Raw genomic sequence first — 24,221 nt, forward strand, 5'->3', positions numbered from 1 at the left:
TCCCGGTGTAGGGCATCGCGCTCTAGGGCCCATGCTGGGGCGCCTATGTCGTGTAGGTGGGCGCTGCCGTAGGTGTGCCAACTGATAATGGTGATAAAGGCGACGACTATTGAAGTAAGACGATTATTACGCTTTCTACAACGCTACCGCCGAGGAAGACAGCTAGATGACTTCCTTGGCAAGTGTTTAATAAGGCAACTTCCATGTTGCGGTTACAGGTTGAATTCAGAAATCCAAAGTGCTGCGTTTATTCTATGAATTCAGGAGAATAAATTATTTTTAGTTTATTTTTTGCGAAATATCCTAGTGCATGCCCACAGCCTTCAGCAAGTCTAACTGCTGGAGGTCTAAATGCTTCTAAGTCACGATAGCACCACCATCTTTCAGGCCCACCTAAGCTTTTTCTAGCTAGGAGGTAGCCTACAAGCATTAAGAAATATTTATAAATGTGATAGGTTCGAGTGCCCGTTCGACAAAATACATGGAAGTTTAAGCTAGTGGCATGGCCTCTCTTAGCAGCTTTTTCAAAAAATAATCTTGCTTTCTTGAGGTCGCTTACAGTACCCCCCTGATAGAAGTATCGGTTAAAGTGCATGTAGCCTTTCTGGTAACTGGCTTTGCGTGGGCATATTTTTTCCGCTTGATCAAAATAAGATAAAGCAATAGCTTCGTTTGGCTCTCCATAGTACCCTCGCAGGAAGCCGAGTCCTGCTGCACATAGAGATCCTGCATTTAACTGTACTGTAGAAGTTTCCAAAAGCTTAATTGCGGTAGAAATATCTCTTTTGCATCCTTTGCCTAGGCTAAGATACCAACTTTGCAAAACGAGAAAATCTGGATCATTGCTCTGAGCTCTTGAAACTATTTTTTTGTAAATGTCGGCGTCACTTAATTTGCTCTCCCACGAGCAGGTTTTTAAATAAAAAACAGAGTCATGATAAAGATCTTTCATTAGTTCACCTTTTGCAAATAAGCACGTCAGGTATTCTAACTCGTGGGCGAGTATCTCGTTGTACTTGTTCTGTGCGGTTACGCATATTTTCCTCTGCCAGAGTTTTAGCATCGGGTACGCTTGGTGATGGATCATCCATATTGGTAACTGCTTCGAAAATCACGTTTTGCGAAATTTCTTTTATACACTGGCCTACGGGCGATCGGTAGCCAGCATAGCCAGCAGAAACCACAGAGGGGCCGCTAATAACTGCACCTGCTAAAACAGAAGGAGCGTAAGCTGCTGTAACCGCTGCTCCTCTATTAAATTCCTGTATATCTGCCATTTGCTCAAGTGTGTCGCGGTCGCTCTCATGGATAGCAAAACCTGACATGGTGCGTGGAGCAATCAGGCCCATAAGTCCAAAGCCACCGTTCCCTTGACGAGGCTGGTTATCATACAACCCCAGCGGATCCACCATCTCCGTCGGATTAGTTACGTAACCATACAGGTTCGTGCCGCCATTAAGACCAATCGGATCCTGGCTGATATACCGCCCCTGCAGCGGGTCATAATAACGGTGGCGGTTGTAGTAGAGCCCACTCTCTTCATCGTGCCACTGGCCCTGGAACCGGATCGGTTGGGTGAGGTTGCGCACGGCGCGTTGGTTTTTGACCGCCGCCCAGTCGTCGGGTTCGGCGAGCCAGCGGGGTTGGCCGTTGGGGGTGACCAGCTGCATCGGGGTGCCCAGGGCATCGGTGATGTAAGCGCTGACTAGCTGGCCTTGCTGGGTATCATCAATTCTGAGCATGGGCACAAAACTGCCCGGCTCGTAGACCACGGTAGTGCGCCGGTTGTCGGTTTCTTCCCTAACGATGCGGTCGCCGTCCCAGCCGTAGTGGGTGGTGGCGGTGGTGCCGTTGGTGTGGCGCACGGTTTTGCTGATGCGTCTTCCCAGGCCGTCGTAACGGTAGGTGGCTTCGCGGGTCGCCCCCAGCTCGCTGGCGTGGATCAGGTGGACTAAGCGATTCGCACCGTCGTAGCCCAGGGTTAGGCGTTCACCGTTGGGCTGTTGGCGTTCGATCAGGTTGCCTGCACCGTCGTAGCGGTAACGCGCCCCGTTGAGTTGGGTGAGGCGGTTATCGGTCAGTCCTTGTTGCTTGTCTACCCCCTGCTCTAACCGATTGCCCGCCGCGTCCACGCTGTAGCGGTGGGCGTGGTCGCCGTGTTGGCTGCCGATTAAGCGACCGGCTGCGTCATAACTGTAGGCGATGACCTTGGAGGACTGATCGCCTTGTAGCGCGCGGAAGCTCATGCGCCCCAGGGCGTCGTACTGGTACTGCTGTTCACTGGCGGCGCTGTTGGCACCGCGCAGGGTAAGGTGGTCTAACTGGCCGAGGTGGGTGTAACCGCGTTCTAAAATTAATGGCTGGGCTTGATCGCTACTGTTAAGACGGCGCTGGGTCTCCCGGTGCAGGGCATCGGGTTCCAGGGCGATTTCCAGATCCAGGCCGGGGGCGCTCATACCGTGGAGGTGGCCGCTGCCGTAGGTGTGCCAGTTAAGCGCGGGTAGGTCGCCGAACTGGCTGGCCTGGGGCGCGCCGTTGGCGGTGAGCGTGTGCTGGTGCTGCCACTGCCAGCCACTCTCACCTGCTAGGCCCGCATGGCGCTGCTGTTCGCCGATTAACCGCTGGGCGTCGTCGTAGCTAAAAGTCACTTCACCGTGATCGTTGGTGACGCTAAGTAGCTGACCATTGGCACCCCACTGGTACTGCTCCGTGCTGGCCGGGGCGTGTTCCGTGGCAGGCAGATGGCGGGCAGTCAGTCGACCGGCTTCGTCATAGTCGTACCGGGTCACCAGTGGCTGGCCGTCCGGGCCTGGGCGGTTGGCTTCGATACGTTCGATCAGTCGTCCGGCGTCATCGTAGCGGTACTGCTGCTCGCGGCCATCGGGGCCGGTCTCGCTGGCTAAGCGATCCATCTCGTCATAGGCAAAACGGTACACCGCGCCGTTGCCCAGGGTCAGTTCGCTCAAGCGGCCCACGTCATCGTAAGCGGTAAACTGCTGGCTGCCGTCGGCCTCGATGCGCTGCGCTGGGCGGCCGTGGTCATCAAAGAAGAACTGCTGCCTAAACCCTTGGGGGCCTTCCAGCTCCACCAAGCGTCCTAGGGAGTCCACATGGTGGTGCCAGTAGAGCCCGTCGGGAAGCTGGGTGGCGATACGTCGGCCCATCTCGTCGTGCTGGGTGCGGGTGGTTTCCCTCAGGGCGTTGGTGACGCTGGCCAGATAGCCGTGGCGGTCGTAGGCGTACTCGGTACGCTGCTGTGAGCAGTCGATCTGGGCGGTGACCTGGCCTAGGGCGTTCCACTCGCGCTGGTGGGTGGCGCCGCCCGCATCGGTGACGGTGGTAGGGCGGTCGGGCAGGTCGGCATTGTCGTAGGCGAAGGCGGTAGTGCCTTCCGGCCCGGTGACTTCCAACGGATGGCCGAGGTCGTTACGCGTGATCTGCCAGCGCTGATCGTCAGGGCCTTCGATACTCACCGGCTGCCCGAGCGCATCGCGCTCAATGGCCCAGCGGGTACCGTCCGGGCCGGTCTGGGCAATCACTTGCCCATGCTCATCCCGCTCGATCAGCGTCTCGTGACCCAGCGGATCTACCGTCGCCACCTTGAGACCCGCACGGTCATAGCGGAACTCGATCCGCGAGCCGTCGGCGCGGGTGTGGGCCGTCCAGCGGCGGCCGGGGCCGCTGCCCACAAAGTGGTAGCGCTCCTCCCGGCCCAGGCTGTCGGTGACCAGGGTGTGATCCACGTGATAGGTATAAGAGCGCGCCAGGCCACCAGCTTCCTGCTGGCCGACCACGCGGCCATCCGGGGCGTGGCGATCCCAGGTATAGTGCGCTTCCATGCCCCCAGGTACCCGGTGGGCGGTCAGCATATGCGCCTGCCACTCAAACTCGCGCACTACCTCGCCGTGGCGGTGGCGCACCGCAATCAAATCCCCCACGGGGCTATAGGAGTAGCGTACCAACCACTCATCCGCCGACTCACTATCGTGCTCTTGCACCAGCTTAACGCCGGTTAAGCGTTGCCCGGTATCACCCTGCATGGCGGGTAACAGACCATCGTAAACCATCTGGTAGTGGCGCTGGGCGCTGTCGATCACCGTGACCAGCAGACCGGATTCCCAGCGGTACTGGGTGGTGTAGCCGTTGCGGTCACGCTCTTCGATTAAGGGCCAGCGGCCGGCATCGGTGGCGGCTTTTTCTGTCGCAGAAGCAGCATTATCCGCGAAGACATAATACAAGCCGCTGGCATCGCTAAGGACGATACGCTCAGGATCACTGCGCAACGTCTCGTCTAACGCTTGCCAGCGAGGCGCGTTACTCTCTTCATCGATTGAGGCGCCCCCACGACGTATCCATAGCTGCTCGGTAGGCGAAAAGCGCGCCTGACCGGGGGCCAGTGCACCAAAGGTAATTCGACGGCCCTGGGCATCGTGAACAATGCAGGCGTTGTCTTTAAGGCTGATGGCCAGGGACTCGCCGGGTACCGACCAGCCTTGACCCAGGGCGCCTATTTGTTCGTTGCTGGAGAGGTAACCCCGGCTAAACACAAACGGCCGTGGCGCCGGTAGCGCAAAATCGGTCTCCGCGGGCAGCAGTTTGGCGCCCAGCAGCGGGTTGACTGGGCTACCCACCGCCGGCTCACAGGCACTGCAGTCGTCGGCCAGGCCATCGGTGATATCAATATCGTCCAGCGCTAGCGGCGTGGCCGCGGTGATATCGCTGCTGAGCAGCGGGGTCTGGTGCGGTTCGAGGGTAACGTCCTCGCTCTCCTCGGGCTCGGCTTCTCCCGGTAAGCGGGGTAGCACAATGGCGTGGCCCTGGCCACGCCCAGGGCTGCCGCCGGAGTTGATCTTGACCTGAGGGCCGACAATAGTCACACCGCCGGGGTCGAGCTTGATAAAGCTGCCGCCCGCTTTCAGGGTAATCTCACTGCCCGCTTCCAACACGATTTGGCTGCCCGCCTTGTGGTGCAGCTCGCGGCCGGTCTCCACCAGTTGGGCTTCACCGTAGACCTCATGGCGGGTTTGATCGACCTGAAGGTGGTCATCGCCCTTGATCTGGGTGTAGCGCTTGCCGTGGACGGTGAGGTGGTCGTCGTTGTGGATCTCGCTCAAACGGTTGCGATGGAGCTTAAGGTGGCTATCCCGGCGGATCTCCTCGGTGCGGTCGTTAAGGGTGAGCAGCTCCAGATCTTTTTGAGCGTGGAGCCAGATCTGCTCTTCGCCGGTGGCATCCTCAAAGCGCAGTTCGTTAAAGCCGGCCGATTTATGGCTCTGGGTACGAATCACCGTGCGGGTTTTGTGCTCCGGTAGCGGGTAGGGCGGGATATTCACCGCGTGGTAGGTGCGCCCGGTAATCAACGGCTGATCCGGGTCACCCTCCAAATGTGATATTATAACTTCATGCCCGATCCTAGGGATCGCCATGCTGCCATAGCCACCGCCTGCCCAGCCCTGGGCCACCCGTACCCAACAGCTCGCCGTCTCGTTGGGTTCGGCGTAGCGATCCCAGGGGAACTGCACCTTCACCCGGCCGTGTTCGTCGCAGTAGATCTCCTCGCCTTCCGGGCCGACCACAAAGGCCACCTGGGGGCCATCGACCCGCGGCTTGGGGTTGGGCACCGGGCGGAAGGTCTGATCTCGGGGCATGATCACCACATCGTTGTGGTAACGGGTCATTAGCTCGCCTGACTGGGCCGAACTGGCTCCACTCCCATTACCACCCCGCGCCATACCGTCCTCTTCCAACGCCTGTGGCTGCTCGCCGTGGTGCACCACCGAGACCACCTGCCACGCCTGGTTAAGGCTATCGATATCGTGGTCGGTGAGGGTAAAGCAGAGGCCGGGAGCCAGTTCGGGGAGATCGCTCTCCGCCTCGGCGGTGAGGGCATCGGCGCGCAGAGACTCTAAGCGGTGGCGGGTAAAGGGCTTGCCGGAGGCATCCTTCTTATAACGCCCAGGGTAATCAAAGTGTTCGTAATCCTCCCGCTGGGCATGCTCCCCCAATCCTGGCGCGAGGTGCTCGTGAATCTGGGCGTAGGGCGGGTTCTTAAAAGTATAGTCTTTAAGCATCGCCGAGGCGGGGCGCACCCGGCTGGCCTGGCGGAGTTTACGGATATGGCGTCGGGGCGGGGTGCCCCCGGCGCGGCCGTGGTAGACGCGCTCGCCGACGCTGGGCAGCACCACGGTGGCATCGGCAAACACCAGCTCGTGTTTACCGCCTTCGGCGTTCTCAAACTCATGGAAATAGAAACAGCCCTCTTCGGCGGCCACGCGCTCGATAAAGGCCAGATCGGTCTCCCGGTACTGCACCAGATACTCACGATCCAGGGGCGTGCGGGTCGTAGCAAAGCCGATATCGGTCAGGCCACGCTCGCTGGCCAGGGTGGTGATGGCGTCAAAAGGTGAGGTGTCCTGAAAGATGCGCGAATTATGGCGCAGCGATAACCGCCACAGCGCAGGGCGAATCTCCACCCGATAGAAGCTGCGCCGGTGTCCGCGATCGCCCCGATGCAGCTCTGCGACTATCCCATGCACCCGGCGCAGCGGCTCACCGTCCTGCCAAATGCTGAGCGTCGCCTCCTGATCCAAACAGTCGCTGGGCGATAGGGTGTGAGTACGGCTGGCAAAATCGACGGAGAGGGTAAACGGCTCAGAGAGCGCTTCGCGATGGGTAAAGCGAACCACGGCGGTATCATCGGCCCCGGGTAAAGTCAGGGTAAATTGCAGGCCCGTGCTATCTGCCATTTCTCCGCTCCTTGGATTGTCATCTGAGAATAATAGGAAATTAGGGTAGCGATGCTAATGCGAATAGCAACCCTTAATAGGGCATATTTAGGGCCATTTTAAGGCAATTTACAGCGATCTCTTAATAGGCTTAATATACGTTTTGACGCATTTTATACGTTATAATTCAATTGGTTATAAGTAAGGTGTGATTGTTTGTTTTTTGCGCAACCAGTTACACGCTTGTAAGATATGGCTTACATACGTACGAAATCTCTTACAAAATTTTAATCCATGGCTTACAGCAAAAAAGTTAAGCCATGGTTTGCTAAAAAAGAACACCTGCACAGAGATTGAGTTTTCCCTAAAAGTGCCATCTCCCTTAGAGCATGGTTATTATATTTATTTCGGGTAGGCCATAAGTCAGAAGGTATTGGTGCCTCAACGCCATCTTCATGGAGAGCCAAGTAAGCAGCAACGTGATAGGAGGACAATATGGCAGCACCACGCTCGCGTCGGCGCCGTAGTAAAGGGGTTTACCGCGAGTGGACCCTAACAGAGATGGATCTCCTTAAGCGCCATCATGGCGAGTTGACGTTTAAAGAGCTTCAGGCCCAGCATCTGCCCCATCGTCCGATTGGAGGTATAAAGCGGATGGCTTACTTACTGGGGCTGAAAAAGCTGGAATATGAACGGGAGTATGGTCAGCCACGCTGGACAGAAGAGGAGTTACGCATTGTTGCGCAGCATTTTCTGTCACTTAAAACAAGCGAGATAAGAGATCGTTTCCTGCCTCATCGTAGTATCGTAGCCATCCGTCAGGCAGGAAGGAAACTCGGTCTACGGGTGTTTTCCGTGGTTCACTGGACTGAAAAAGAGCTGGAAATCTTACGTCAAGAGTTCCCGCTGGGCGGGCCTAAGCGGGTTAACCAACGACTACCCCATCGTACGATAGATGCCATTAAGCTGCGCAGCCGAGTAGAGGGGGTCGTTTACGTACCGCACGGTGATGGGGAGTCGGGAGATATTTGGAGCACTGAGGAGCTTGAGCTTCTAAAGGCTAACTGTGAACTACCCGCCTCAGAGCTGGCCAAACTCTTTCCACATCGGGAAAAGAAAGCGGTAATCAACAAACGTTATAAATTGCAGTGGAACCCGGTTAAGTTCTGGTCAGCAGAGGAGGTGGAACGCTTGCGCCAGCACCTTGATGCGTCTGTGGACGAGTTATGTGTTCTCTTCCCAGATAGACCGCGGGAGGGGGTTAGACTTAAACGCAATAAGCTCCGTCGGAAAAAAGCCGCTGCTGAAGGCTTAGGAGTACGCAGGGCGTAAAACTCTTTAGTTAGTGGGTATCGATCAAAGCCGAAACCCTTCAACAATATGCTCCGCCAAACTATCAATAATGGGCGATTGGGTAGAGGCGGTGCGCAATAGCACGATGGAGGATTCGGGTAATTCGGGAAAGCCCTCTTTTACACCCAGTATCTGCATGTCAGCGGTCACTAAGCTGCGCATCCAGGCAGAAACGGCCAATCCCGCTCCAACAACGGCTTGCAGCGTTGCCAGGCTGGGGCTGCTGTAGGCAATTCGATACCCTCGGCCTGCGCGGTCAAGCGCGTTGCAGGCATGGCGACGACAGAGCCTGGGAAAAGGTTTTCAGAATGCCGGGCAAAAAGCGCATTACATAATCATCTGGCACGCCCAGGCGCACACGCCCCACCATATCGGGTTGGCGCAACAGCGTTAGTGCTTCCCCCTGCAGCGATAAAATCTTGCGCGCATACCCAAGTAGTGTATGGCCTTCACTGGTCAGCAGCAGTTGGCGGTTTTGGCGTACAAACAGCGGGCGCTGAATAACATCCTCTTCCAGCCGCTTAATTTGCATACTCACAGCCGATTGAGTGCGGTTCACCGTTTGGGCGGCACGGGTAAAGCCGCCTTGATCGACAATCGCAACAAAGGTACGCAGTAGCTCGTGATCGATGGTGGGTAGCGTGGCCATGGGTATCAATCTTTTTGATGTTTGTCATAAGGAGTATTCGTTGGATTGATTTTAGATGCTGCTCAATACTTCCTTCAACACTTATTTATGGCGTCGTTTCTGGCGGCGCAGGGAGGGTTGAAATGGAACGCTCGCTACACTACTTGCAAAACCAACAGTGCCAGGCGGTTGAGGCGCCGCAATCAAGGGTCACCTGGCGGGAAAGGTTTTATCGCTGGCGCCAGCTTAGTCGTGAGCGCAATGCCTTGCGCCATTTAAGCGATGACATGCTAAAAGATATTGGCATGAGCCGCGACGCCGTTCAGCGTGAGTCGCGCCGCCCGTTTTGGGATGATCGGGGATGGCGGCGCTAACGCCTAAGTCATGCCAGCCATGGCGGGTTTGTGATACCTTGTTGGCACTTAAAAATGCTGCATGAGTTAGTTGCAATTTATGGATGTCAATCAGCGTATTATTTCCCGCCTAGCCACTGAGCTAGGCGTACGACCCGAGCAAGTATCCGCTACAGTGGAGCTACTGGACGGTGGCGCCACCGTGCCGTTCATTGCCCGCTACCGTAAAGAAGTCACCGGCGCGCTGGACGATATCCAGCTGCGCCAGCTCGATGAACGCCTGCGCTACCTGCGTGAGTTGGAAGAGCGCCGCGCAGCGGTACTCGCTGCCATTGATGAGCAGGGCAAGCTCGATGCTACGCTGAAAGCCAGCATTGACGCCGCCGAGACCAAGCAGCGGTTGGAAGATTTATACCTGCCGTTTAAGAAAAAACGCCGCACCAAAGCGCAAATTGCCCGCGAAGCAGGGCTTGAGCCGCTGGCGGATGCGCTGCTTGCTGATCCAACGCTTAATCCGGAAAGCGAAGCGGAAAACTATCTGCGCCCAGCAGAAGGCGATATCCCCGCCATCGAAGATGCCAAAGCCGCCCTGGATGGCGCCAAGCAGATCCTGATGGAGCGCTTCGCCGAAGACCCAGAACTGATTGGTCAGTTACGTGAACGCCTCTGGCAAGAGGGCGAACTAAGCGCCCGCGTGCTGGAGGGCAAGCAGCAGGAGGGCGCTAAGTTCTCCGACTACTTTGAACACGATGAAAAGCTCGCCAAAGCGCCGTCACACCGCGCGCTGGCCATGTTTAGGGCGCGTAACGAAGGTGTGCTGAGTCTGTCCATTCGCCTACCCGGCGAAGAAGAAGCCCCCGTCCATCCTGCTCAAGTCGCGATTGCCAAGCAGTTTGGTATCAGTGATCAGGGTCGTCCGGCAGATAAATGGTTAGCCGAAGTCGTCCGCTGGACTTGGCGTGTGAAGCTCTACACCGCCCTGGAAACCGAGCTGCTGGGGCGCCTGCGGGAACAGGCCGAATTGACCGCGATAGAGGTGTTTGCGGCCAACCTAAAAGACCTGCTGCTGGCGGCACCGGCGGGGCAAAAAGTCACTATGGCCATCGACCCCGGCCAGCGTACTGGCTGCAAGGTTGCGGTGATTGATGCCACCGGCCAATTTGTCGATCACACCACTATCTATCCCCATGCGCCGCAAAACCAGTGGAATGAAGCCCTGAGTGTGTTGGCTAAGCTGGTAAAACAGCACGGTGTAGAGCTGATTGCGGTGGGCAACGGCACCGCCAGTCGCGAAACCGATAAGCTGGCGGGTGAACTGCTCAAAGCACTGGCTCCCGCACACCGCTTAAGCAAAGTGATGGTCTCTGAGGCGGGCGCTTCGGTCTACTCCGCCTCTGAGTACGCCTCACGGGAAATGCCCGATTTAGATGTCACCGTACGTGGCGCGGTCTCCATCGGCCGCCGCCTGCAGGATCCGCTGGCCGAGCTGGTGAAAATCGAGCCCAAGTCGATTGGTGTGGGCCAGTACCAGCACGATGTCTCCCAGGTGCAGCTCTCCCGCAGCCTGGAAGTGGTAATAGAGGACTGTGTAAACGCCGTAGGCGTCGATCTCAATACCGCCTCCAGCGCACTGCTTTCACGAGTGGCTGGCCTTAGCACGGCCTTGGCGGAAAATATCGTTGCCCAGCGCAACCTCAAAGGCGCCTTTAAAAGCCGTAAAGAGCTGTTAGAAGTGAGCCGTCTAGGGGCTAAAACCTTTGAGCAGTGCGCGGGCTTCCTGCGTATCCACAATGCTGACAACCCTTTGGATGCCAGCGCCGTGCACCCGGAAGCCTACCCGCTGGTAGAGCGCATCGCCAAACAGAGTGGCCGTGAGGTACGTGGCCTGATTGGTGATAGCGCCGCACTCAAAGCGTTAAAACCTGCCGATTTCGCCGATGAGCGCTTCGGCGTACCCACGGTGAACGATATCCTCAAAGAGCTGGATAAGCCGGGCCGCGACCCTCGGCCTGAGTTTAAAGCGGCCGAATTTCGTGAAGGTGTCGAAACCCTTAATGATCTCAAGCTTTCCATGGTGCTCGAAGGCACAGTCACCAACGTGACCCACTTCGGCGCTTTTGTGGATATCGGCGTTCATCAGGATGGCCTGGTACATATCTCGGCGTTATCTGATCGCTTTATTGACGACCCCCGCAGCGTGGTGAAGGCAGGTGATATCGTCACCGTTAAAGTGATGAGCATTGATATCCCCCGCAAACGGGTAGGTCTATCGATGCGCTTGGATGACCAGCCTGAGGCTGAAAACGGCGCCAATAAGCACAGTGGCTCGCCTAAAGATCAACACAATGGTGCCCGTAAACCGGCTCGGAACCAGCGCAGCAACGCCAATAAAGCGGAAGCGCCGGAGCCTATGGGTGCGCTGGGCGCCGCGTTGTTGAAAGCGCGTGGCGGCAAATAGTCGCGCTTCTTGAAGCGTATGCGACTTGAAAATAATATCGTTGCCGCCATATCCTGCCTTCTATTTGCAAGACAGCGATGATGGCGATGCCACCTGACTACACCAAGGCCCGCTCACGGCGGGCTTTACTGACAAGGAGTGTTCACCTTGCCTGAACCACTCACTGTGCCATCCGCGCTGACTGCGCAAGTTGAGCGTCTGATCCCCAGTGCGCGCCTTGGTCGGTTGGGCCGCCTACGGCGTGGGCTTGAAAAAGAGGGGCTGCGGGTTGATGCCAATGGCCACATCGCCCAAACGCCGCATCCGCATGCATTGGGCTCTAAGTTAACCCACCCGCATATCACCACTGACTATTCAGAGTCACTGTTAGAGTACATTACGCCGGTATACTCTCAGCCGGGTGAAGCGCTCTGTTTTCTGTCTGATCTGCACACCTTTACCTACCACCACTTGGAAAACGAGTGGATCTGGCCTGGCAGCATGCCCTCTAGGCTATCCGGCAACGACAGTGTACCGATTGCCGATTACGGCAGCTCCAACGTGGGCACCATGAAGCATGTCTACCGCAAAGGGTTGGACATGCGTTATGGCCGCATCATGCAGGCAATTGCCGGTGTTCACTACAACGTATCGCTACCGGATGATATGTGGCATGGCCTGCGTGAGCTTGAGAAAGCCACCAACATCCCGTTCAACGACTACCGCTCCACCCGCTATTTCGGCATGATTCGTCACTTCCGCCGCCATAGCTGGCTGTTGCTCTACCTGTTTGGCGCTTCCCCGGCCATCGATAAGAGCTTTTTGCCTGAGGGTAAAAAAGTACCGGAAAAGCTTCAGTCGCTGAGCGACGACACCTACTTTGCGCCCTATGCAACGACGCTGCGTATGTCGGATCTGGGTTATCAAACAAAGTACAGTCGCAGCTAAAAATCTGTTTTAACTCGCTCTCTAACTACGTGAACACCCTGCGTCACGCCATCTCTTCGCCGTGGCCCGACTATGAAAAAATGGGCGTTAATGTTGATGGCGAGTGGCGTCAGCTAAATGCCAATATTCTGCAAATCGAAAACGAGTATTACAGCGATATTCGCCCCAAGCGAGTCGCCAAGCACAACGAAACCCCCAGCCAGGCCCTCGAAGCCCGTGGCGTGGAGTACATTGAAGTGCGCTGTTTGGACTTGAATCCCTTTGATCCTCTCGGCGTCACTGAAGAGCAGATGCGTTTTGTAGACACTTTCTTAATGTGGTGTTTACTCAGCGACAGCCCGTGGATCTCCGACGAAGAGTGCGATCGTCTGGACGATAACCGTCGCTGGGTGGTTGAGCGTGGCCGCGATCCGGAACTGCAGTTATTCAATCACGGTGAAACCACCTCGGTGCGTGAGTGGGGCGAACAGATATTTGCCGAGATGGGCGAGGTTGCCCGCCTGCTGGACGCCGTCGAAGAGGGCACACCTCATGCCGATGCATTGGCAAGCCTAGCGCCACGCCTGGCAGACCCTTCGCTCACGCCATCTGCTCAGGTACTCGAACGTCTCAAAGCGAACGGTGGATCACTCAGCGATTTGATGCTTAGTCTGGCCAAAGAGCAGGCGGAGCAGCTAAAAGCTGCCCCCATGCAGCGCTGTCGGGAAGCACTGTTAGCTCAGCTGATCGAGACTTCTCACCAACAGCAGCACGATATCGAAGCCGCTGACCAAGAGACCTTTGAAGAGTTCTTGCAGGTCTACTTCACCAAAGCTCGTGAGTCCCGCGCTCTTTCTGCGCTGCCATCTGAGGTTCGTCAATGATTCTGCACTCCTTTCGTTCGGTGGCCCTGGCCGGTTTAGCCTTCTGCGTTCTAATGATGGCGGTAGCCCTGGGCTTGGAGCATATCGGCGGTTATGAACCTTGTCCGCTGTGTATCTTTCAGCGCGTAGCGGTAATCGCCGCGGGTATTGTGTTTGCGATAGCCGCCATTCACAGCCCAGCAGGGCGTGTGGGCAAAGTGATTTACGGTTTGCTGTCACTGGCGGCCGTTGGAACCGGTGCCTTTATCGCTGGGCGTCACGTTTGGCTGCAAGGCTTGCCCGCCGATGAAGTACCTTCCTGCGGCCCTGGACTGGATTACATGATGGATATCCTGCCCATGCAGGACGTCGTTGCCATGGTGCTAACGGGGTCTGGCGAGTGCGCCAATATCGATTTTTCCTTGCTAGGCCTCTCACTACCTGCCTGGACGTTGATCGGTTTTGCCATTCTGGCCATCGCCCCGCTGCGTATGCTGTTGATAAAAAGTCGGGGCTAGTAGGGCATCAGCGATAAGGAGTGCGCCATGCTTTATCAACATTTTGCGACTCAAGAAGAGATCGACCGCGCCTACGACCCGATGCTGGGTCGAGACCCGGCGGCGTTGGTTAAGGCATGGCGTGAGCGTAGCGAGACTTCTCGCGCGCGCCACCGGGTAAGTCTAGATGTCCCTTACGGGCCTTCGCTTACTGAACGCATGGATATCTTTCATGCCGATGCGCCTGATACCAATAGCACACACGCCCCCGTACACGTGTTTTTCCACGGTGGCTACTGGCGCTCACTGAGTCACCGAGAATTTAGCTTTATCGTCGATGATTTGGTCAAAGCCGGTATCACGGTGGCAGTGGTTAATTATGCACTCTGCCCCCAGGTTCGTTTTAGTGAGCTAGTGCGTCAGGCGCAGGCAGCCGTGGCCTATGTTTACACCCATGCCGCTGAGCTAGGCGTTGACCAAGAGCAGTTGAGTATTTCGGGGCATTCGGCGGGTGGGCATCTATGCGCCATGCTGATGTCTACGGATTGGCAAGGCACCTTTGGCTTACCGAGCCAACTGATTCGTGGCGCGCTATGTGTGAGCGGGCTCTACGACTTGCGGCCTTTTCCCTGGTCGTGGCTGCAACCCAAGCTTCAGCTAACGGGTCGCGATGTACAGGAGTTCAGCCCGCTATGGCAGCCGTGCCGAGTGGCTGCACCGATAAAGTTGGTAGCAGGGGCCTTAGAGTCTGACGAGTTTGCACGGCAGATGAGTTGCTATGCTGAGCATGTGAGCGAGCAAGGCCAAACGGTCACCCAGCAGCTACTCCCCAACGACGATCACTTCTCGATCCTTGAGTACTACCTTAATGATGGTTATTTCGTGGAGTGGATCAAAGGGTTTCACGGTTTATAACAGCGTCCAGTGAGTGGCGCTGCTAGTTGGGCTTCCAGCAAGGGGCAGGGGCAGGGGCAGGGTATAGCGGGGGTCTTTTTCCAGGGCCGGAAAATGTTCCCGACAATTCCGGCATTTCCGCCATCCATGGCGGTCAGATGGAAAAAGTAGCGCCCAAGGATGGGTTCACAGCGCCCCCGCGGAAGGTTGTTTCGATCCGGCGCACCTCTTAGTACTCTGCTAGAGGCACTTTTGATTGTCCTTAACCAGCCGGAATCACAGCGGTCGCTTCGATTTCCACCTTAGCCTGATCCTCCACAAGCCCCGCCACCTGCACCATGGTCATCGCCGGGAAATGCTTGCCAAGTACTTCGCGATAAGCGCCGCCCACCTCCTTAAGCCGTGCCAAGTACTCCCGCTTGTCGGTCACATACCAGGTTAAGCGGACGATATGCTCAGGGCCTGCGTTGGCCTCTTTTAAGATCGCCACGATATTCTGCAGCGCCTGGTTCACTTGAACGACAAAGTCATCGCTTTCAAATACCTGGTCGGCATTCCAACCAATCTGGCCGCCGACAAAAACCGTCTGGCCGGAAGCGAGCACCCCGTTGGCGTAGCCGATGGCCGGTTTCCAATGGGAAGGGTGAAGAAGCTGATGAAAGTTGGCGTCACTCATGATGGCTATCCTTATAGGTTATCAACGGTAATATGCTGGCGTATTGCCTCTGTCCATGGCATCGGCTTACCGCTACTTAAATCCACAAATACCAAGGTTGAATCACTGGTTAAGCGCTTCTGCTCTCCGCAATAAGCGACAATCTGCAGCGTTAAACTGCTACGCCCCATGGACTGCACCCTTAACTCAAAGGTCAGCCGTTCGCCTAATCGGCTAGGGGCATGAAACTGAGTGTCGATGGCGGCAGTAGGCACACCCGTCCCGGTTTCCACATGCAGTTGGTTAAAGTCGTGGTGCACGACCTCCTCAAACCAATCCTCCACTACGGAGTTAATCATCTCGAAATAGCGGGGATAAAAAACGATCCCGGCCGGGTCACAGTGCTGAAAACGCACCTTCCGCTGAGTGGTAAAGGCCACTACTTTTCTCCTCGCTAAACACCCAGGTAACGGTCACGCACCGAACTGTCCAGTGCCGCTGGTTCACCAACCCACACGGTGCTGCCCTTTTCAAGAATGGTGCAGCGATCAGCGATGGGTAAAATTTCGCTTAACGACTTATCCACCAGTAGCGTCGATTGCCCCTGCTCCTTAAACAGCCGAATCGCCCGCCAAATCTCCTGACGGATCACCGGCGCTAACCCCTCGGTCGCCTCATCGAGCACCAACAGGCGCGGGTTGGTCATCAGCGCCCGGCCAATGGCCAGCATCTGCTGCTCACCGCCAGAGAGGGTTTTGGCCATTTGTGCCCGACGCTCCTCCAAGCGCGGAAACAGCGTTTCCACTTTTTCCAGCGACCACTCGCCGGGGCGAGCGGTGACCAGCAGGTTTTCGCGCACGGATAAATTGGGAAAGCAGCGGCGTCCCTCCGGTACCAAACCCAGCCCCGCTTTAGCGATACGGTAGGCGGGCAGACGGCGTAGATTATGGGACTCAAACTCAATGGTGCCGCGGCTTGCCGGGGTAAGGCCAAATATCGAGCGGATGGTGGTGGTTTTACCCATCCCGTTGCGGCCCATTAACGCCACCATTTCTCCGGCGTTTACTTCAAGGTTGACGCCAAATAGCGCCTGGGAGGGGCCATAAAATGTTTCAATGTCGGCAACCTTAAGCATCGGAATCTCCCAGGTAGGCTTCACGAACACGCGGATCCTGCCTAATGACCTGGCTATCGCCGTGGGCGATAACGCTGCCGGATACCAGCACAGAGATACGATCTGCCAAGCGAAATACCGCTTCCATATCGTGCTCAATCAACAAAATGGGCACTTCCAGCTTCAGCGCTTCCAGCAGTTCGGTCAGTTTGGCCGAGCCTTCCGGGCCCAGGCCCGCCATGGGTTCATCAAGCAGCAGGGCGCGGGGCTTTAGCGCCAAGGCGCAGGCCACTTCGACCTGACGGCGCTCCCCATGGGAAAGCTCAGATACCGGTGTCCAGGCGCGATGGCTAAGCTGCATGCGCTCCAGCGCCTGGTAAGCAGGTTCAAGCAATTGCTGATCCCGGGCGACCGGTTTCCAGAAACGGAAGCTGTGACTCTGCAGCGCTTGAACGCCCATCATCACATTACGCATCACTGAAAGTGGCTCGGCTAACGAGGAGACCTGAAAACTACGCCCCAGGCCCAATCGGGCACGCTGGGCAATGTTCATCCCGGTGATCTCGGTGTCCGCTAGAAAAACACGGCCCTCATCTGGGCGGATATTGCCAGCGATTTGGCCGATCAAGGTCGACTTGCCCGCACCGTTTGGGCCAATCAGGGCGTGGATTTCACCCTGTTGAAGATCCAGCGAGACATCGTGGGTGGCCTGTAGCGCGCCAAAGCGTTTATGCAGCTTTTGCAGTGAAAGAACGATATCACTCATTACGTTCCCTCCCGGCTAACCAGCCCATCACCCCATGTTTGGCAAACAGCACCACCCCAAGCAGCACCAAGCCTAAAAAGAGTTGCCAGTACTGAGTGATGCCACCCAATAGGGTTTCCATCATCACAAACAGCACCGCACCTGCCAGTGGGCCATAAAGACGCCCCACGCCGCCCAGAATCACAATTACCATCAATTCACCGGAGAAGTGCCAACTGAGCATGTTGGGGCTAACAAAACCATTTAGATCCGCATAGAGCGCCCCGGCAAGGCCGGTGATCGCTGCAGAAATCACAAACGCCACCAGGCGAATGGGGTAAGGGCTGATGCCTGCGGTGGCCAAACGCACGTCGTTAAGCCGTGCCATGGTGAGGGCGGCGCCAAAGCGGGATTTCATCAACCGCGAGGTGATCGCCATGGCCAGCACCAGCCCGGTGAAGCAGATCAGGAAATAGGTCAATGAGTGGCTACTATCCACCAGCGGTAGCGTATTGCGTATATAAATGGGCAGGCCATCCTCGCCACCATAGGTCGGCCAGGAGTTGGCAAAGTAGTAAATCATCTGCGCAAAAGCGAGGGTGATCATAATGAAATAGACCCCGGTGGTACGCAGCGAGATCGCGCCGATCACCAGCGCCAGCAGTGCACACAGCAGAGCAGCCACCAGCCACACCACCAGCAGGCTATCGCTGCCCGGTACGCTAAAAGGCCAGCTCATAAACGGCGAGTAATCAAAAGCGTGGTAAGCGCTGATGCCCGCTACGTAGCCGCCTAAGCCGAAATAGGCCGCATGACCAAAACTCACCATGCCCCCATAGCCAATCGCCAGGTTAAGGCCTACAGCGGCCATGGCAATGATCGTCATCCGCGAGGCCAGGTTGACGTAGTAGATATGGCCCAGTAGGTAAGCCGCCACCGGTACCAAGAGCAGCAGGCCGAGCAGCGCCATCTGCACCAGCCCTTTGCGGTCAAAGTGGCTGCCAGTTTTGGGTACAAGTGCCGTGTCGGCGGTGGCGGCTTGCGGGGCACTATTAGTCAGGGAAGTGTTATTAGTCATGGGCAGAGAACAGTCCCTTAGGCTTGAAGGCGAGAATGATGGCCATGAGGATATAGATCAGCATCGCGGCCAGTGCAGCCCCAACCCCGGTCGCCTCAGAGGGCGGCATAAACGCACGGAAAAATATGGGCAAATAGACCCGCCCTAATGTATCGACCACACCCACCAACAGGGCACCCAGTAGCGCCCCTTTGATGGAGCCGATACCACCAATGACGATGACCACGAAGGCCAGAATCAACACAGGCTCGCCCATACCTACCTGTACAGATTGCAGTGCGCCCACTAACGCCCCCGCCAAGCCTGCCAACCCTGCGCCCAAGGCAAACACGACGGTATACAGCTTTGAAATATTGACCCCCAGCGCACCAATCATTTCGCGGTCACTTTCACCGGCGCGAATGCGCATGCCCAAGCGTGTTTTAGAGATCAAAAAGTAAAGGGCGATCGAAATAACAATGCCCACGCCAATCAGCATCAGCCGGTAGATGGGATAGCGGGTGTCGCCGGGCAGCGTGACGAATCCGGTTAACCAGGAAGGCGGGCTTAGCCGCAGAGGCGACGAGCCGAATATCCAGCGCGTGCCTTCGGAAAAAATCAAAATAAGCGCAAAGGTCGCCAATACCTGATCAAGGTGGGGGCGGTGATAGAGTCGGCGAATCACCAGCAGTTCCACCAGCGCACCGACCATTGCGGCGGCTGCCATGCCTGCGCCCAGCCCAATCATAAAAGAGCCGGTTGATGCAGTCACGGCGGCGGTGGCATAGGCGCCCACCATATAAAAGGAGCCGTGAGCAAGATTGATCAACCCCATGACCCCGAATACCAGGGTAAGGCCGCTGGCCATCAGAAACAGCATGGTGCCAAGCTGCACGCCGTTGAGAAGTTGCTCTATTAGCAGAGTAACGGACACGTTAGGCATCCTTAACAAAGGAAGAAAGCAAAGGCTGGGTGATGACACCCAGCCACGGCGACATTACATCTGGCACTGTTCGAAGTAGACGTCTTGGATATCTTCAACAGCGACACCGATCAGACGATTGGTGGGCTCGCCATCGTCACCCTCCACGACTTCACGTACGTAGATGTCCTGAATAGGGTGGTGGTTAGGGCCAAAGCGGAACTCACCGCGCACGCTATCAAAGTCGGCGGCCCGCAGCGCTTCACGGAAAGCGTCTTTGTCATCGGGGTGGGCGGTTTCAAGCGCGCTAAGGATCAGGTTGGCGGTGTCGTATCCTTGCGCTGCATACAGGGTAGGAGTGCGGTCATAAGCTTCCCGGAAGCCCTCGACAAAGCGCTCATTGGCCTCATTTTCCAAATCGTAAGCCCACAGCGAGGTATTGCGTGCGCCAATGGCGGCACTGCCTACCGCTTTGATAAGAATTTCGTCAAACGAGAAGGCGGCACCAAAGATCGGCATATCAACGCCGGAGCTCTCCCACTGCTTCATAAAGGAGATGCCCATACCGCCGGGCAGGAAGAAGAACAGGCTATCGGCATCGCTGGCGCGAATCTGGGCAATTTCAGCGGCGTAGTCAGTTTGGCCCATTTGGGTGTAAAGCTCATCGACCACCTCCCCTTCATAAAGGTGCTTAAAGCCCGCTAACGCATCGGTGCCTGCGGGGTAGTTGGGGGCCATGATAATCGGTCGCTCATACCCCTCTTCACGCATATAGGCGCCCATGGCGCCGTGCAGGTTGTCGTTTTGATACGCCACGTTGAAGTAATTCTCGTGGCACATGCGTCCGGCTAGATCGGAAGGGCCAGCATTGGGGGAGAGATAGAAAGTGCCCTGGCGCGTCACAGAGGGCACCACCGCCATGGCCAGGTTGGACCATATGATACCGGTCAGGATGTCCACCTCATCGCGCTGCATAAACTCATTGGCCAGACTGCGGGCCAGATCCGGGCGGTTGGCGTCATCTTGAATCAGCACTTCCACATCGTCGCGGCCCGACTGCTCAAGCGCCAGCATAAAGCCATCGCGAACGTCCACACCTAGATGTGAACCGCCGCCAGAAAGGGTGGTGATCATACCGATCTTAACGTCGTCGGCATGAGCCGTTGCCAGGCTGGAGGAGAGCAGTAAGCCAAGGCCAAAGCGGGATATCATTTTCATGGATCATTCCTCATTTTTTAATCGTTTATTGCTTAGAGGGGCATACGTTGGTGCTATTAGTTTTGGTGCTGTTGATGCTAGTGCTATTCACATTGATGCAAGGAGAGCCAGCGCTCGGGTAATGTTCCTGGCTCAGCCGAAAGCGCTGAACCTTACCCGTGGTTGTTTTAGGTAGCGCCTCGATAAAACGTATGGAGCGAGGGTACTTATACGGCGCGATGGTCTGCTTCACGAAGTCCTGCAACATTTGCTGACACTCTTCATCTTGCTGAAAACCATCGTTTAGAACAACAAAAGCCTCGACAATTTGGCCGCGCTCTTCGCTTGGTGCGCCTATCACTGCGCACTCTTTAACGGCGGGGTGGGCCAGCAGCGCTGCTTCCACTTCAGGGCCCGCGATGTTGTAGCCTGCCGAGACAATCATATCGTCGTTGCGGGCGGCGAAATGGAAGTAGCCCTCTTCGTCCTGATAAAACGCGTCGCCGGTGATATTCCAGCCATCAATCACATACTTTTGCTGGCGCTTATCGGCCAAATAGCGGCAGCCGGTGGGGCCGCGCACGGCAAGCTTACCCACCGTGCCGTGAGGAACATCATTCATCTCGTCATCAACGATTCGTGCTTCGTAACCGCTCACCGGTTTGCCGGTACAGCTGGGGAGATGGTCATCCAGCCGGTTGGAGATAAAGATATGCAGCATTTCAGTGGCGCCGATCCCGTCGAGGATGGGGGTGCCGGTTTGCTTGATCCAGTCATGATAAATCGGAGCGGGCAACGTTTCGCCAGCGGAAACCGCCACGCGTAGGCTGCTTAAATCCTCATGGCGTGTGGGCGCGGAAAGCATCGCCCGGTAAGCCGTGGGGGCGGTAAACACCACCGTGGCCTGATACTCGCGGATAATGTCCATCATATTGGGCGGGGAGGCGTGTTCGAGCAGTACAGCGGTAGCGCCGAAGCGCAGCGGAAAGATCGCCAGCCCACCCAGGCCAAAGGTGAACGCCAGCGGTGGCGAACCGACGAAGATATCCTCGGGTGTTACCTGCAGCACTTCCTTGGCGTAGCCATCGGCAATCACTAATAGGTCGCGGTGAAAATGCATGGTGGCTTTGGGTGAACCGGTGGTGCCCGAGGTAAACCCCAGCAGCGCTACATCATCGGCAGCGGTATCCACGGCATCAAAGGTAGCGGGTTTGCCCAGTGCCAGGCGGTCAAGTTCTGCATCATGATTGGCGGTGCCATCAAAGCCCACAATACGCGTGAGGGTTGGGCTTAACGTCTGGCATTCACTCAGTTCATCAAGCAGGCGGGTATCACAGAGAGCAAGGCTGACTTCAGCTTTATCGATTACCTGGCATAACTCTTTAGTGCGCAGCATGGGCATGGTGTTGACCACGACAGCGCCCGCTTTCGTAGCGGCCAGCCAGCAGGCCACCATGGCGGGGTTATTGGCCGAACGAATCAGCACCCGTTGGCCGGGAATGACTCCCAGGTCTTCCACCAGCACATGGGCAAGGCGGTTGGTCCACTCGGTGAGTTCCAGGTAAGTGCGCTGTCGGCCGTTGCCCGCCAGGGCAATGCGTTCGCCGTGCCCCTGGTCGAGCAGTCGATCGCATAACTCAACGCCTGCGTTAAGTCGCTCAGGATAATCGTAGCCCGAGAGTAGAAACTCAGGCTGACCATCAGTGGGTGGCAGGTTTTCCCGCGCAAAAGTATCAGCATGAGCCGACTGGATGTACATGACCAATCTCCGTATTTGGTGTCGTTGTTTATTCCTGCCCAAGGCTCAAATGAGGCGCGGGCAGGGATACGGTGTCTGGCGTTGTGTTTTATTGTTTTGGTGACTTGCTATACGGCTTTTTACTACTTACTCCTCCGCGAGCATGCTGCGGGCGATGACCACTTTCTGGACGTCGGACGCGCCTTCATAAATACGCAGCGCGCGAATTTCCCGGTAGAGGCTTTCGATGATGTGACCCTTACGAACGCCGTCACCGCCGTGGAGTTGTACCGCCTGGTCGATCACCTGTTGGGCCTGATCGGTGGCAAACAGTTTGGCCATCGCGGCTTCGCGAGTGACCCGTTCAGCGCCTTGATCTTTCGTCCAGGCAGCGCGATATACCAGCAGGGCGGCGGCATCCACATTGAGCGCCATATCGGCCAAGTGACCCTGCACCATTTGCAGATCGGAGAGGGTGGCGCCAAACAGCTCACGAGAGCGGCTGCGGGAAAGCGACTCCTCCAGTGCACGGCGGGCGAATCCCAGCGCGGCGGCGCCGACCGTGGAGCGGAAAACGTCCAGCACTGACATGGCAATCCGAAAGCCCTGGCCCGGTTGGCCAATCAAGGCGCTGGCAGGCAGCACCATATCGTTAAAGCCCAGCCGTGCTAGCGGGTGGGGCGCCACCGACTCCAGACGTTCACGAATCTCCATCCCAGGCGTGTCAGCGGGTACCAAAAAAGCCGAAAGCCCTTTGGCGCCAGGGCCTTCACCGGTACGGGCGAAGACGGTGTAGACATCGGCAATGCCGCCGTTAGAGATCCAGGTTTTTTCGCCATTCAAACGGTAGCTGTCGCCGTCGCGCTCGGCGGTAGTATCCAGTTGGGCCACGTCGGAGCCAGAGCGGGGTTCGCTCAGGGCAAAGGCGGAAAGGGCTTCACCACTGCGGGTTCTGTCCAGCCACTGCTTCTGCTCATCGCTGCCGTATAGGCTGATAGCACCGGTGCCTAGCCCCTGCATGGCAAACGAAAAATCGGCCAGACCATCATGGCGGGCCAGGGTTTCACGAATCAGGCAGAGGCTGCGCACATCGATATGCTCGCCCGCAGTGCCTTCCAAAAAACCGGCCTTGCCTAGATCGCGTACCAGTTGAATACAGGTGGCATCCACGTCGCTGTGGTCGCGGGGAAGTTCAGTGCGGCACCACGCTTCGAGCTGCTCTGAAAGCTCGCGATGTTTAGCCTCAAAGAAGGGCCAGGCTAGAAAGCTTTTGTCGCTCATTAGTCCCCCTTAAACTCAGGTGTTTGTTTGGCTACAAAGGCGTGGTAGGCGCGTGCAAAATCGTTGGTTTGCATACAGATCGCCTGGGCCTGGGCCTCCGATTCAATGGCCTGCTCCAGGCTCATGGACCACTCCTGGTTTAACTGGGTTTTGGTAATGCTGTGGGCAAAGGTGGGGCCGTTAGCCAGCCGGGTAGCGTAGGCGATGGCATCCTCTTCAAGGGCGTCTGGTTCGACCACCCGATTGTAAAAGCCCCACTGCAGGCCCTCTGCCGCGCTCATGCTGCGCCCACTGTAGAGCAGGTCGGCGGCACGGCCCTGGCCGATAATGCGCGGCAGCATGGCGCAGGCACCCATATCGCAGCCCGCCAAACCCACCCGGGTAAACAGAAACGCCGTGCTGGCGCGGGGAGTGGCAATGCGAATATCCGAAGACATGGCGATAATTGCCCCGGCGCCTACGCAGATGCCGTCCACGGCGGCAATTATCGGCTTGCCGCAGTTGAGCATGGCTTTGACCAGCTCCCCGGTCATGCGGGTGAATTCGAGCAGGCCCTTCATATCCCTGCCCACCAAGGGGCCGATAATTTCATGCACATCGCCGCCGGAGCAGAAGTTCTCGCCGTTGGAGGTAAACACCACGGCGTGCACATCGGAGGCGTAGGCTAAATCACGAAAGGTATCGCGCAGCTCGGCGTAGCTCTCAAAGGTCAGCGGGTTTTTACGCTCTGGGCGATTGAGCCGAATAACGGCGACTCCGCCTCGCATTTTCCAGATAAAGTGCTCGGGGGTTAAGCCAGCCATACTCTTCATATTGTTGTTCTCGCCTGTCGGTG

At 56.9% G+C, this 24,221-nt stretch carries 17 protein-coding genes and 3 pseudogenes; 6 read left to right on the plus strand and 14 right to left on the minus strand.

Annotated features, from left to right (window positions below):
• Positions 1-247: 247 nt before the first annotated feature.
• The 3 genes and pseudogenes from OM794_RS06915 to OM794_RS06925 form a co-directional block, all read right to left on the minus strand.
• A complete protein-coding gene (locus OM794_RS06915; protein ID WP_265154396.1) occupies positions 248-952 on the minus strand; it encodes a hypothetical protein in 705 nt (234 codons plus the stop codon).
• 4 nt (positions 953-956) lie between these two features.
• Positions 957-4,631: an RHS repeat-associated core domain-containing protein gene (locus OM794_RS06920; protein WP_265154629.1), complete on the minus strand. Its 3,675-nt coding sequence runs from the start codon at positions 4,629-4,631 to the stop codon at positions 957-959.
• A gap of 96 nt (positions 4,632-4,727) precedes the next feature.
• Positions 4,728-6,746: pseudogene (locus tag OM794_RS06925) on the minus strand (type VI secretion system Vgr family protein); the annotation flags it as partial.
• 474 nt (positions 6,747-7,220) lie between these two features.
• Here OM794_RS06925 and OM794_RS06930 point away from each other — a divergent pair.
• A complete protein-coding gene (locus OM794_RS06930) occupies positions 7,221-8,057 on the plus strand; it encodes a hypothetical protein (protein WP_226251087.1) in 837 nt (278 codons plus the stop codon).
• 24 nt (positions 8,058-8,081) lie between these two features.
• Here OM794_RS06930 and OM794_RS23250 read toward each other — a convergent pair.
• Positions 8,082-8,727, minus strand: a pseudogene (locus OM794_RS23250) (LysR family transcriptional regulator).
• Positions 8,728-8,849: 122 nt separating this feature from the next.
• Here OM794_RS23250 and OM794_RS06945 point away from each other — a divergent pair.
• The 5 genes and pseudogenes from OM794_RS06945 (at position 8,850) to OM794_RS06965 (ending at position 14,698) form a co-directional block, all read left to right on the plus strand.
• Complete coding sequence (locus tag OM794_RS06945; protein ID WP_226251090.1) at positions 8,850-9,080, plus strand: DUF1127 domain-containing protein; 231 nt, start codon at positions 8,850-8,852, stop codon at positions 9,078-9,080.
• Positions 9,081-9,159: 79 nt separating this feature from the next.
• Positions 9,160-11,517: a Tex family protein gene (locus tag OM794_RS06950; RefSeq protein ID WP_226251091.1), complete on the plus strand. Its 2,358-nt coding sequence runs from the start codon at positions 9,160-9,162 to the stop codon at positions 11,515-11,517.
• 147 nt (positions 11,518-11,664) lie between these two features.
• Positions 11,665-13,307 (plus strand): annotated as a pseudogene (gene gshA, locus OM794_RS06955) (glutamate--cysteine ligase).
• On the plus strand, positions 13,304-13,804 hold the full coding sequence (locus tag OM794_RS06960) for a disulfide bond formation protein B (RefSeq protein ID WP_226251093.1): 501 nt from the start codon (positions 13,304-13,306) through the stop codon (positions 13,802-13,804). Before gshA ends, OM794_RS06960 begins: the two are co-directional and overlap by 4 nt.
• 27 nt (positions 13,805-13,831) lie before the next feature.
• Positions 13,832-14,698 carry an alpha/beta hydrolase gene (locus OM794_RS06965; protein ID WP_226251094.1) on the plus strand — a complete coding sequence of 289 codons (867 nt, stop codon included), beginning with the start codon at positions 13,832-13,834 and terminating at the stop codon, positions 14,696-14,698.
• A 241-nt stretch (positions 14,699-14,939) separates the two neighbouring features.
• On the opposite strand, the gene OM794_RS06970 is transcribed toward OM794_RS06965, so the two are convergent.
• The 10 genes from OM794_RS06970 to OM794_RS07015 form a co-directional block, all read right to left on the minus strand.
• Positions 14,940-15,353 carry a RidA family protein gene (locus OM794_RS06970; protein WP_226251095.1) on the minus strand — a complete coding sequence of 138 codons (414 nt, stop codon included), beginning with the start codon at positions 15,351-15,353 and terminating at the stop codon, positions 14,940-14,942.
• 11 nt (positions 15,354-15,364) lie between these two features.
• Complete coding sequence (locus tag OM794_RS06975; RefSeq protein WP_179917021.1) at positions 15,365-15,772, minus strand: acyl-CoA thioesterase; 408 nt, start codon at positions 15,770-15,772, stop codon at positions 15,365-15,367.
• Positions 15,773-15,786: 14 nt separating this feature from the next.
• Entirely contained in the window at positions 15,787-16,467 is a 681-nt protein-coding gene (locus OM794_RS06980) for an ABC transporter ATP-binding protein (protein WP_226251096.1), read from the minus strand.
• Entirely contained in the window at positions 16,460-17,212 is a 753-nt protein-coding gene (locus OM794_RS06985; RefSeq protein ID WP_226251097.1) for an ABC transporter ATP-binding protein, read from the minus strand. The genes OM794_RS06980 and OM794_RS06985 overlap by 8 nt, the downstream gene beginning before the upstream one ends.
• A complete protein-coding gene (locus OM794_RS06990) occupies positions 17,205-18,269 on the minus strand; it encodes a branched-chain amino acid ABC transporter permease (RefSeq protein ID WP_226251098.1) in 1,065 nt (354 codons plus the stop codon). Before OM794_RS06990 ends, OM794_RS06985 begins: the two co-directional genes overlap by 8 nt.
• The gene (locus tag OM794_RS06995; protein WP_226251099.1) at positions 18,262-19,182 is read right to left on the minus strand and encodes a branched-chain amino acid ABC transporter permease; all 921 of its coding nucleotides are present in this window, start codon (positions 19,180-19,182) and stop codon (positions 18,262-18,264) included. The genes OM794_RS06990 and OM794_RS06995 overlap by 8 nt, the downstream gene beginning before the upstream one ends.
• 63 nt (positions 19,183-19,245) lie before the next feature.
• The gene (locus tag OM794_RS07000) at positions 19,246-20,388 is read right to left on the minus strand and encodes an ABC transporter substrate-binding protein (RefSeq protein WP_226251100.1); all 1,143 of its coding nucleotides are present in this window, start codon (positions 20,386-20,388) and stop codon (positions 19,246-19,248) included.
• Between the two features lie 25 nt (positions 20,389-20,413).
• The gene (locus OM794_RS07005) at positions 20,414-22,126 is read right to left on the minus strand and encodes an AMP-binding protein (protein WP_226251101.1); all 1,713 of its coding nucleotides are present in this window, start codon (positions 22,124-22,126) and stop codon (positions 20,414-20,416) included.
• Between the two features lie 126 nt (positions 22,127-22,252).
• Entirely contained in the window at positions 22,253-23,386 is a 1,134-nt protein-coding gene (locus tag OM794_RS07010) for an acyl-CoA dehydrogenase family protein (protein ID WP_226251102.1), read from the minus strand.
• Entirely contained in the window at positions 23,386-24,198 is an 813-nt protein-coding gene (locus OM794_RS07015; RefSeq protein ID WP_226251103.1) for an enoyl-CoA hydratase family protein, read from the minus strand. Before OM794_RS07015 ends, OM794_RS07010 begins: the two co-directional genes overlap by 1 nt.
• Positions 24,199-24,221 lie beyond the last annotated feature (23 nt).

Source organism: Halomonas sp. BDJS001 (genome assembly GCF_026104355.1).
Lineage (GTDB): Bacteria > Pseudomonadota > Gammaproteobacteria > Pseudomonadales > Halomonadaceae > Vreelandella.

Excerpts from the sequence above, each read along its gene's own strand:
- OM794_RS06915 (WP_265154396.1), bottom strand. The coding sequence starts at position 952 with ATGAAAGATCTTTATCATGACTCTGTTTTTTATTTAAAAACCTGCTCG.
- OM794_RS06930 (WP_226251087.1), top strand. The coding sequence starts at position 7,221 with ATGGCAGCACCACGCTCGCGTCGGCGCCGTAGTAAAGGGGTTTACCGC.
- OM794_RS06945 (WP_226251090.1), top strand. The coding sequence starts at position 8,850 with ATGGAACGCTCGCTACACTACTTGCAAAACCAACAGTGCCAGGCGGTT.
- OM794_RS06950 (WP_226251091.1), top strand. The coding sequence starts at position 9,160 with ATGGATGTCAATCAGCGTATTATTTCCCGCCTAGCCACTGAGCTAGGC.
- OM794_RS06960 (WP_226251093.1), top strand. The coding sequence starts at position 13,304 with ATGATTCTGCACTCCTTTCGTTCGGTGGCCCTGGCCGGTTTAGCCTTC.
- OM794_RS06965 (WP_226251094.1), top strand. The coding sequence starts at position 13,832 with ATGCTTTATCAACATTTTGCGACTCAAGAAGAGATCGACCGCGCCTAC.
- OM794_RS06970 (WP_226251095.1), bottom strand. The coding sequence starts at position 15,353 with ATGAGTGACGCCAACTTTCATCAGCTTCTTCACCCTTCCCATTGGAAA.
- OM794_RS06980 (WP_226251096.1), bottom strand. The coding sequence starts at position 16,467 with ATGCTTAAGGTTGCCGACATTGAAACATTTTATGGCCCCTCCCAGGCG.
- OM794_RS06985 (WP_226251097.1), bottom strand. The coding sequence starts at position 17,212 with ATGAGTGATATCGTTCTTTCACTGCAAAAGCTGCATAAACGCTTTGGC.
- OM794_RS06990 (WP_226251098.1), bottom strand. The coding sequence starts at position 18,269 with ATGACTAATAACACTTCCCTGACTAATAGTGCCCCGCAAGCCGCCACC.
- OM794_RS07000 (WP_226251100.1), bottom strand. The coding sequence starts at position 20,388 with ATGAAAATGATATCCCGCTTTGGCCTTGGCTTACTGCTCTCCTCCAGC.
- OM794_RS07005 (WP_226251101.1), bottom strand. The coding sequence starts at position 22,126 with ATGTACATCCAGTCGGCTCATGCTGATACTTTTGCGCGGGAAAACCTG.
- OM794_RS07010 (WP_226251102.1), bottom strand. The coding sequence starts at position 23,386 with ATGAGCGACAAAAGCTTTCTAGCCTGGCCCTTCTTTGAGGCTAAACAT.
- OM794_RS07015 (WP_226251103.1), bottom strand. The coding sequence starts at position 24,198 with ATGAAGAGTATGGCTGGCTTAACCCCCGAGCACTTTATCTGGAAAATG.